Origin of the sequence: Shewanella sp. GutDb-MelDb (genome assembly GCF_002836075.1) — a bacterium.
In the GTDB taxonomy this organism is placed as follows: Bacteria; Pseudomonadota; Gammaproteobacteria; order Enterobacterales; family Shewanellaceae; genus Shewanella.
In genome coordinates this window covers 1-8,930 of the sequence record NZ_PJBM01000203.1, presented here as the reverse complement: position 1 = coordinate 8,930, position 8,930 = coordinate 1, and the positions used below count along the sequence as shown (strand labels likewise).

General features: G+C 41.8%; 7 protein-coding genes. 2 read left to right on the top strand and 5 right to left on the bottom strand.

What is annotated here, in order from left to right; all coding sequences use genetic code 11:
* The 3 genes from CXF82_RS10125 to ubiG form a co-directional block, all read right to left on the bottom strand.
* On the bottom strand, positions 1–131 hold a 131-nt coding region (locus CXF82_RS10125), incomplete at its 3' end, for an ATP cone domain-containing protein (RefSeq protein ID WP_145991680.1).
* 401 nt (positions 132–532) lie between these two features.
* On the bottom strand, positions 533–1,228 hold the full coding sequence (locus CXF82_RS10120) for an HAD family hydrolase (protein ID WP_102038736.1): 696 nt from the start codon (positions 1,226–1,228) through the stop codon (positions 533–535).
* Positions 1,221–1,931, bottom strand: coding sequence for a bifunctional 2-polyprenyl-6-hydroxyphenol methylase/3-demethylubiquinol 3-O-methyltransferase UbiG (gene ubiG, locus CXF82_RS10115; protein ID WP_101090237.1), 711 nt, complete (start codon positions 1,929–1,931; stop codon positions 1,221–1,223). The genes CXF82_RS10120 and ubiG overlap by 8 nt, the downstream gene beginning before the upstream one ends.
* Positions 1,932–2,223: 292 nt before the next feature.
* Here ubiG and gyrA point away from each other — a divergent pair, with 292 nt between their 5' ends.
* Positions 2,224–4,938 carry a DNA gyrase subunit A gene (gene gyrA / locus CXF82_RS10110; RefSeq protein WP_102038738.1) on the top strand — a complete coding sequence of 905 codons (2,715 nt, stop codon included), beginning with the start codon at positions 2,224–2,226 and terminating at the stop codon, positions 4,936–4,938.
* A gap of 103 nt (positions 4,939–5,041) precedes the next feature.
* Here the strand turns inward: gyrA and CXF82_RS10105 are convergent, their stop codons facing one another.
* Entirely contained in the window at positions 5,042–6,187 is a 1,146-nt protein-coding gene (locus CXF82_RS10105) for a serine hydrolase domain-containing protein (RefSeq protein WP_102038739.1), read from the bottom strand.
* A 438-nt stretch (positions 6,188–6,625) separates the two neighbouring features.
* On the opposite strand from CXF82_RS10105, the gene serC reads away from it, so the two are divergent.
* Positions 6,626–7,717, top strand: coding sequence for a 3-phosphoserine/phosphohydroxythreonine transaminase (gene serC / locus CXF82_RS10100; protein WP_102044130.1), 1,092 nt, complete (start codon positions 6,626–6,628; stop codon positions 7,715–7,717).
* A gap of 61 nt (positions 7,718–7,778) precedes the next feature.
* Here the strand turns inward: serC and CXF82_RS10095 are convergent.
* On the bottom strand, positions 7,779–8,930 hold a 1,152-nt coding region (locus CXF82_RS10095), incomplete at its 5' end, for an amino acid aminotransferase (protein WP_102044129.1).

Here is an 8,930-nt window from a genome sequence, read left to right as displayed (position 1 = left end):
CGTAGTTCAACTTCAGACACCGAGACATTAGTCAGTCCCTTTGCCGCCCATTCAATAACACGATGGATTTTTTCGAGATCGATTGTCTCACGTTCGCCACTGCGTTTTGTGACTGTCATATTACTATTCATTAAAGATAAACCTTGGTTCTTATATTGATGAAAGTGACCTGCATAGGTGCACCGTACATTTCCCTGTAAACAATCCAAACGAAACCGAAAAACAGTGGCTTCCAATTTATTGACACAAACTGCTAAATAGTGTCTCTGATTGCCACTTACACACAATATATGGTGTTTTTAAATTTCTTAGGTACAAGATAGTGAGGTTCGGGGTTATTTGCAAGTACGAATTCTGGGAACAAGTTGTGGATATCTTGAGGATAATTTTGACAGTTAGTAACAGCTAACCCTTAAAGCTTGTTTTGATTTGGGTTCCTAGCGGAAGATGAATATTTATACAGCCAAAAATGGATTTGAAGATCGCAGGATCCTTGAGCGATCTTCACTTATCAATATACTGATAATATAACTCAGTCATTAAGCTGAAGCGTGAACCATTTCATCAGCTCATCTGAGTTAGCAAAGCAAATGTCAGTTGGCCAGGCATTAATATCATCGTTGGGCGCGATATAACCCCACGCTGCTAAGCCAGCTTGCATATTGGCTGCTCGAGCAGCAACCATGTCTCTTTCTGCATCGCCCAGATAAAGAATATGTTGGCAACTTACACCGATTTGCTGAGCCGCCAGTAGCATAGGGGCGGTATGAGGTTTTGAATAAAGTGTTGAATCGCCACTCACAATGGCAGGCATCTGTTTGTCTAGGCCTAATTTAATCAGCAGTGGCCGAGTAAAACGAGCAGGCTTATTGGTGACCACGCCGTAGGGAATATCATTAAGCTTTAACAAGCTAAGAAAAGGCCACAGCCCAGGGAATAAGTCACAGTTGTTACCATTAACCTTTTCATAATTCTCTAGCAGCGCCAATTGTACTTGTCGTTGAATATCATCATTGGCATTAGGAAGTGCAGCGCGAACCATGGCTAAGCTGCCATGAGATGCTACATTACGCTGTTGACTTAAGGTGACTGTCGAGTAACCAAATTGGGTCAGGCTGATATTTAGCGCATCAACCATATCCGGAGCGGTGTCTGCAAGTGTGCCATCAAGATCAAAAAGCACCGCTTTAATGGCACGGTGCTTTGTAGAAGGGTTACTGTCAGTCATTCTTTACTGTGGTAATCATATAATTGACTTCTAAGCTTTTAGTATACTTAAACACATCAGTAATAGGGTTGTAGGTTATCCCTACGGCATCATTACAGATAAGCTCGGCGTTATCCGCAAGTGCAATGAGTTCAGAAGGCTTAATGAACTTTTTGTGGTCATGAGTGCCAACAGGTAACATTTTCAGCAAATATTCTGCGCCGAGGATTGTTTCGACATAAGCTCTCATATTTCTATTAATAGTAGAGAAGAAAACAAAACCACCCGGTTTTACCATATCTGCGCAGGCTTGGATCACTGAGCTTGGATCGGGTACATGCTCGAGCATCTCCATACACGTAATGACATCATATTGTTGTCTGTGCTCATCACGATGGTTTTCTGCGGTGTTCTTTATATAGTTAACCGAGACACCCATTTCTAAAGCATGTAAACGAGCGACGTCGAGTGGCTCATCACCCATATCTAAACCGGTCACGTTTGCGCCGATACGCGCCATGCTTTCAGACAAGATACCGCCACCGCAACCAACATCAAGTACGTTCTTGCCAAAAATGCCACCAGCGGTTTGATCTATATAATTGAGGCGAAGTGGATTTAAATTGTGCAGAGGCTTGAATTCACCGTTTAGATCCCACCAAGTGGCGGCCATTTTTTCAAATTTAGCAATCTCTTCAGGATCGACATTATGATTGTTTTGCACTATTAATTACCTCAGATCGATTAATTCGTCTTTTGTGCTCATTATAATGATTAGTGCCAATAAACAAAGCGGATATCGCGTCGTTTCTTAGGAATCATTAAAAGTGACCAAAAAATACACTTATGCCTTGATTTTAATCAATAGTATTGCCTATTACTTCATATAGTAAATGAATGCTGTATTGGGTCTAGCGCCGTCAAATAACTGTGTTAGAATGCCAAATCACGTTTTCAAGCATGACTATTCTTATCTGTAAGGATTGCGTGCTAAATTTCAAGGGATCGAGCGGTTTATGACTGATCTGGCTTCATCTATAACACCAATTAATATTGAAGACGAATTAAAAAATTCATACCTAGATTACGCCATGAGCGTAATTGTAGGACGGGCACTGCCCGATGTTCGTGATGGCTTAAAGCCTGTTCATCGCCGCGTATTGTTCGCCATGAGTGAATTGAAAAACGACTGGAACAAGCCTTATAAAAAGTCTGCTCGTGTCGTTGGTGACGTTATCGGTAAATATCATCCACATGGTGATACAGCGGTATATGACACTATTGTTCGTCTGGCACAGCCATTCTCAATGAGATATCCACTTATCGATGGCCAAGGTAACTTTGGTTCTGTCGATGGTGATGCTGCGGCAGCAATGCGTTATACCGAAATCCGCATGGATAAAGTTGCGCATCAATTATTAGCGGATCTTGAAAAAGAGACTGTTGACTTTGTACCTAACTATGATGGTACTGAGTTTATTCCTGCTGTATTGCCTACGCGTATTCCTACGTTACTTGTTAACGGTTCATCAGGTATTGCGGTCGGTATGGCAACTAACATTCCACCTCATAATATGAGTGAAGTGATTGCTGGTTGTTTAGCGCTGATTGAAGATCCGGCTTTATCAATTGAACAGTTGATGGAGTACATTCCTGGTCCAGATTTCCCTACTGCAGCAATCATTAACGGTCGTAAAGGCATTATTGATGCTTATAACACGGGCCGTGGTCGCGCCATTATGCGTGCCCTTGCTGAAGTCGAAACCGAAGAGAATGGACGTGAGCGAATTATTGTTCATGAAATTCCTTATCAAGTTAACAAAGCGCGCTTAATCGAAAAGATTGCAGAGCTTGTTAAAGATAAAAAGATTGAAGGCATTAGTGGCCTACGTGATGAGTCTGATAAAGACGGCATGCGTATTGTCATTGAGATCAAGCGTGGTGAAGTAGGCGAGGTTGTACTTAACAACCTATATGCTCAAACACAAATGCAGTGCTCTTTTGGTATCAATATGGTTGCGTTGACGAATGGTCAGCCAAAACTATTTAACCTTAAAGAGATGCTAGAGTGCTTTATCCTTCACCGTCGTGAAGTGGTTACTCGTCGTACCGTATTTGAACTTCGTAAAGCACGTGAAAGAGCTCATCTTTTGGAAGCTCTCGCCGTTGCACTTGCAAACATTGACCCTATTATTGCGCTAATTAAAGCGTCACCTACTCCTGCTGAAGCCAAAGTTAAGCTGATTGCACAGGGATGGGAGCTCGGTCATGTTAAAGGCATGCTCGAAAAGGCCGGTGATGATGCTGCTCGTCCTGAATGGTTAGAACCAGAATATGGTATCCGTGATGACAAGTATTATCTGACTGAGCAACAAGCACAAGCCATCCTTGAGCTACGTCTGCACCGTCTAACGGGTCTAGAACATGACAAGATCATTGCTGAATATGAAGAGCTACTTGAAGTTATTGCAGCGCTACTTCTTATTCTAAGCAGCCCACAACGTCTGATGGAGATCATCACTGAAGAGCTTCATGAAGTATTAGAGAACTTTGGTGATAAACGCCGTACGGTTATCAATGCTAACGAAGTTGATATGAGTCTTGAAGATCTTATTAACGAAGAAGATGTTGTTGTTACGCTTTCTCATCTTGGTTATGCGAAATACCAAGTGTTAAGTGATTATCAAGCACAGCGTCGTGGTGGTAAAGGTAAAGCAGCGACTAAAGTGAAGGACGAAGATTTCGTTGAAAAGCTTTTGGTTGCTAATACCCATGACACGATTTTGTGCTTCTCAGATTTTGGTAAGATGTACTGGCTTAAGGTTTATCAATTACCACTAGCAAGCAGAACTGCTCGTGGTCGTCCAATTGTGAACCTGCTACCGTTATCAGAAGGTGAGCGCATCACTGCAATCTTGCCTGTACGTGAATACGCAGATGATAAGTACATTATCATGGCGACGTCACACGGTACGGTTAAGAAAACAGCGTTAACGGCATACAGCAATCCACGTGCTAACGGTATTATCGCGGTGAACCTTAAAGATGGCGATCAGTTAATTGGTGTAGATATTACCGATGGTAATGACGACATCATGCTGTTCTCTAATGAAGGTAAAGTGGTTCGCTTCAACGAGAAAGCGCGGAATGCAGAAACGGGTGAAGTTAAAATTGATCCGGAAACCGGCGAAGAGATTATCGCGTTACGTGCTATGGGGCGTACTGCTACCGGTGTTCGCGGTATTAAACTTGAAGCAGGCCAGTCTGTTGTATCATTGATTGTACCTAAAGAAGATGGTGCGATTCTAACGGTGACAGAGAACGGTTACGGTAAACGAACTGCGTTATCTGAGTATCCGGCTAAGAGTCGTGGCACTAAAGGTGTGGTTTCAATTAAAGTCAGCGACCGTAATGGTGCTGTAGTTGGTGCTGTGCAAGTTGGCGACAATGATGAAATCATGTTGATTAGTGACAAAGGCACCTTAGTGCGTACTCCGGCTACTGGCGTATCAAGTATTGGTCGTAATACACAAGGTGTAACGATTATCCGTACTGCTGATGACGAGAAAGTTGTTGGTCTCCAGCGTATTGATGAGATACAAGATGAAGATGTTGAGCTTGATGAAGAGGGAAACCCAATCATCACTGAAGCGCCTGATACTGAAGCGCTTGATACCGAGGCTACAACTGAAGCTCCAGCGACAGATGAGAAACCTGAAGACGACGCATAACGCGGTTGTTTAAGTCAATAAAAAGGATGCCAATTGGCATCCTTTTTTAGTTCTGTTGTTTATACATTTTGTTTAATACAATCAAGATGATTTATGGCCTGCATTACTTTTGCTGTTTAAATACGTCGTGCCAAAAGGTAGCACTTAATTTTGCGATGACTCTAGATTCACCATTCAATAGCATCACCATGCCAATATTGAGCTCTGGTGAATAGGAAATTTCAGCGACGTAACCTGCAACCCAACCCGCATGATAAATGAGTGGGCGACCGTCAAACTCATAAACTCGCCAACCTTTACCATAATGTGCATCATCAAGATAAGTCTTCCAATCTCGACGGCGGAGTTCTTTTGTGGTTTTAACCCCTGGTGTCGTTACATCTGCAATGACTGCAGGAGATAACACCGAGGGTCTTTCTCCTAAGTTAGCGATTAGCCATTTGGACATATCCGTAATACTGGCGTTTACACCGACAGCAGGAGCCAGTTTGTAATAGTTAGCTTTAACTTTTACTTTTTTAAAACCTGATTTTGTCTTTACATGTGGCTCAGCTCTATTGCTTTCTTGTTTGAAAGCTTCAAAACCCACAGAGGCTGTGTTCATGTTTAATGGTCTAAATATTCGTTCATTGATGTAACTCTCATAGGTTTGTCCGCTTTTTTGTTCAATAGCGGCCTCTATGAATGAAAAAGCCACATTTTGATAGCTGTAACACACACCTGGTTTACACATAGGTGTTAACTCAGAGAACTTACTGATAATTTTTTCTATGTTCACGTCAGCATTAACTAAGTTATCGTAGCTATTAGGCATTAACCCCGTGCTTTGGCCAATAATATGTCCTAAATTAATTTGCTTACTACCATTGGGATCCGCTAATGAAAAGGAGGGGAGGTAAGCGTTTATCGATTGTTTCCAATCCAATTTGTTTTCTTGAACCAACATACTCGCGAGAGAGCCAGCAAAGGTTTTTGATACTGATGCTAATCTAAATACGGTATTCGCATTAACGTTTAGTGAGCCTCCTTTACTGCGCTTCCCGTAGTAGCTGAGCTTTAATATCTTGTCGCCTTCGACAATAACAAATGCACCACCAGGCACTTTTCTCTTTTTTAATTGACTATGAAAACTCTGTTTGAACTTGTCTGATACTGTGTCAAATTGCGAGGCTTGTACTTGTTGAGTGTTTAGCAAGGCACTTAAAGATAATGAGATAGTGCCGAAGAAAAAGGCTGATTTTAAAAACATGTAAATATCCAGTTGACCATTTATTTGTGTTATTTCAATTAAAAGTGAGCGCTTCCATGAGCGCTGAGTAACAATTGATAACGACTAAAATATTTAGGGGTATATTGCTAATATTCAAATTTTTATTAGTCGACTCAACATGTAAACTTAAGTCATCATTAAAGGAACTCAGCTAAATTTATCGTGCAAACGGTGTAAAACAGTACGATGAATAAGCAACAATGTTCACCTCCACGCTCTTATATAAGATTACTATTGTTGTTCAAAAAGCAGGACTTTACTAGTGATTACTGATTTTGTTTTAGCGTAAAATAACGGCCTATTTTTACTTGATGACTAATTTTTTTCTAACCACTAATCAGCTGTTAGTTACGATATACTGTAGGTTATTGTATATCCTATTAATGTGTTAGCTGAAAATGATATAAGGACAATGCTGTGAGCGCTATTTATAATTTCTGTGCCGGACCTGCGATGTTGCCTCAAGCTGTTATGCAAAAAGCACAACGAGAATTATTAGATTGGAACGGTATGGGCACTTCAGTGATGGAAATAAGCCATCGCAGTAAAGAGTTCATTGCATTAACGGAGCAAGCAGAAACAGATCTTCGAGCGGTAATGGATATCCCAGCAAATTATCATGTTCTTTTTATGCATGGTGGTGGACGAGGTCAGTTCTCTGCAGTCGTTAATAATTTTCTTGGTGAAGATGGGCGCGCTTTATATCTAGTCGATGGCAGTTGGTCTTCTGCGGCTGTTGATGAGGCAAAAAAACTCGCCGGCGACAGGAACATCGACACGATTAACATCGTCGAAAAATCTACCGGGAAAAATGCTGTAGTCTTACCTGATTTATCTCAAATCGATAAAGATTATCGGTATTTACATTATTGCCCTAATGAAACCGTCGATGGTATTGAAATTTTTGAACCATTAAACAGCCCATGGCCTGTGATTGCCGATATGTCTTCAAATATCTTATCGCGCAAAATTGACGTTAGCCAGTTTAGCCTCATCTATGCTGGCGCCCAGAAAAATATCGGTCCGTCAGGTTTAAGTATCGTTATTGTGCGTGACGATATGCTGGCCCTACCTAGCTTACCGCAATCTTCAATCATGGATTATAAACTGGCCGTCAAACATGGATCTATGTATAACACCCCGCCAACATTTGCTTGGTATTTGGCTGCAGAGGTCTTTAGCTGGCTACAATCAATCGGAGGTGTTGCCGCGGTAGAAAAAATTAATATTGAAAAAGCAAAGCTGCTTTATCAATGTATTGATGAACTAGATTTTTATACCAGTGGTGTTGCAATTGAAAACCGCTCGCGCATGAATGTAACATTTCAATTGGTGAACAATGAACTTGATGGTGTGTTCCTTGAAGCCGCCAAAGATGCTGGTTTGGTCGCCCTAAAAGGCCACCGTAGTGTCGGTGGTATGCGAGCAAGCTTGTATAACGCTATGCCTTTAGAGGGCGTTATAGCACTTGTTGGTTTTATGCGAGAATTTGCAAAAAAGAATGCTTAAGCTTATAAATTGAGTAATAAAAAGCCGCTGAACAGCGGCTTTTTATTTAGCTGGCTGACTGTTAAAGAATTTTTGCAATCGACTTTGCTAAGTAATCCACATTTCCTGTGCCGATTCCGGCGATGCTAATACGGCTTGAATCTACCATATACACACTGTATTCGCTTTGAAGTTGTGCCACTTGTGCAGGCGTAATACCAAGGAAAGAGAACATCCCTTTTTGGTGAGTAATAAAGTCAAAGTTACGAGTAACGCCTATCTCTTTTAGCTTGTTAACCAGCATGGTGCGATTGCCATTTATTCTATTGCGCATCACTGTTAATTCATCAAGCCACTCTTGCTTTAATTCTGCAGAACCTAAAATGGTTTCAACAATAGCTGCACCATGTGCTGGCGGCATTGAATAGATGCAACGGACGACATACAGCAACACTGAAAACGCAATATCACTAGCTGCAGCGTTTTTACCTATGATAGAACAGGCACCAATACGTTCACGGTACAGGCCGAAGTTTTTAGAGCAAGAGCTACATAAAATCATGTTGTCTACTCTGGCTGCCATTTTTCTAACGCCATATGCGTCTTCATCAACACCGTCACCAAAGCCTTGATAAGCCATATCAATTAACGGAGTGAAGCCTTGTTCAACAGTCTGCTCAATAATGTCATCCCACTGCTGTTGATTCAGATCCATACCACTCGGGTTATGACAGCATGCGTGCAATAACACTACATCATCACTCCCCACTTGAGATAAAGCGGCTTTCATTTCATCGAACTTGAGTGATTTAGTCTCATAATCGTAATATGGGTAGGTCTTAACCGTGATGCCAGCCGCTTCAAATAAGCCAGTATGATTTGCCCAGGTTGGATCGCTAACCCACAGTACAGCGTTAGGATTACAACGTTTGATAAAGTCCGCCGCGACTCTTAAGGCGCCTGTGCCACCGGGGGTGGATACAGTGCGAACTCTATTGGCCATAATGGCAGGGTTTTCGGTGCCAAAAGCAAGCTCTGACATTAGGCGATTAAAATCAGCAGAACCGGTAGGGCCGATGTAAACTTTAGTTGACTCGGTGTCCAATCTGTACTTTTCAGCCTTTTTCACACAAGACAAAATAGGCGTGTGACCGGTCTCATCTTTGTACACACCAACGCCTAAATCGACTTTCTGCACATTGTTGTCTTCTCGGTATTTTGTAAGCAGACCCAA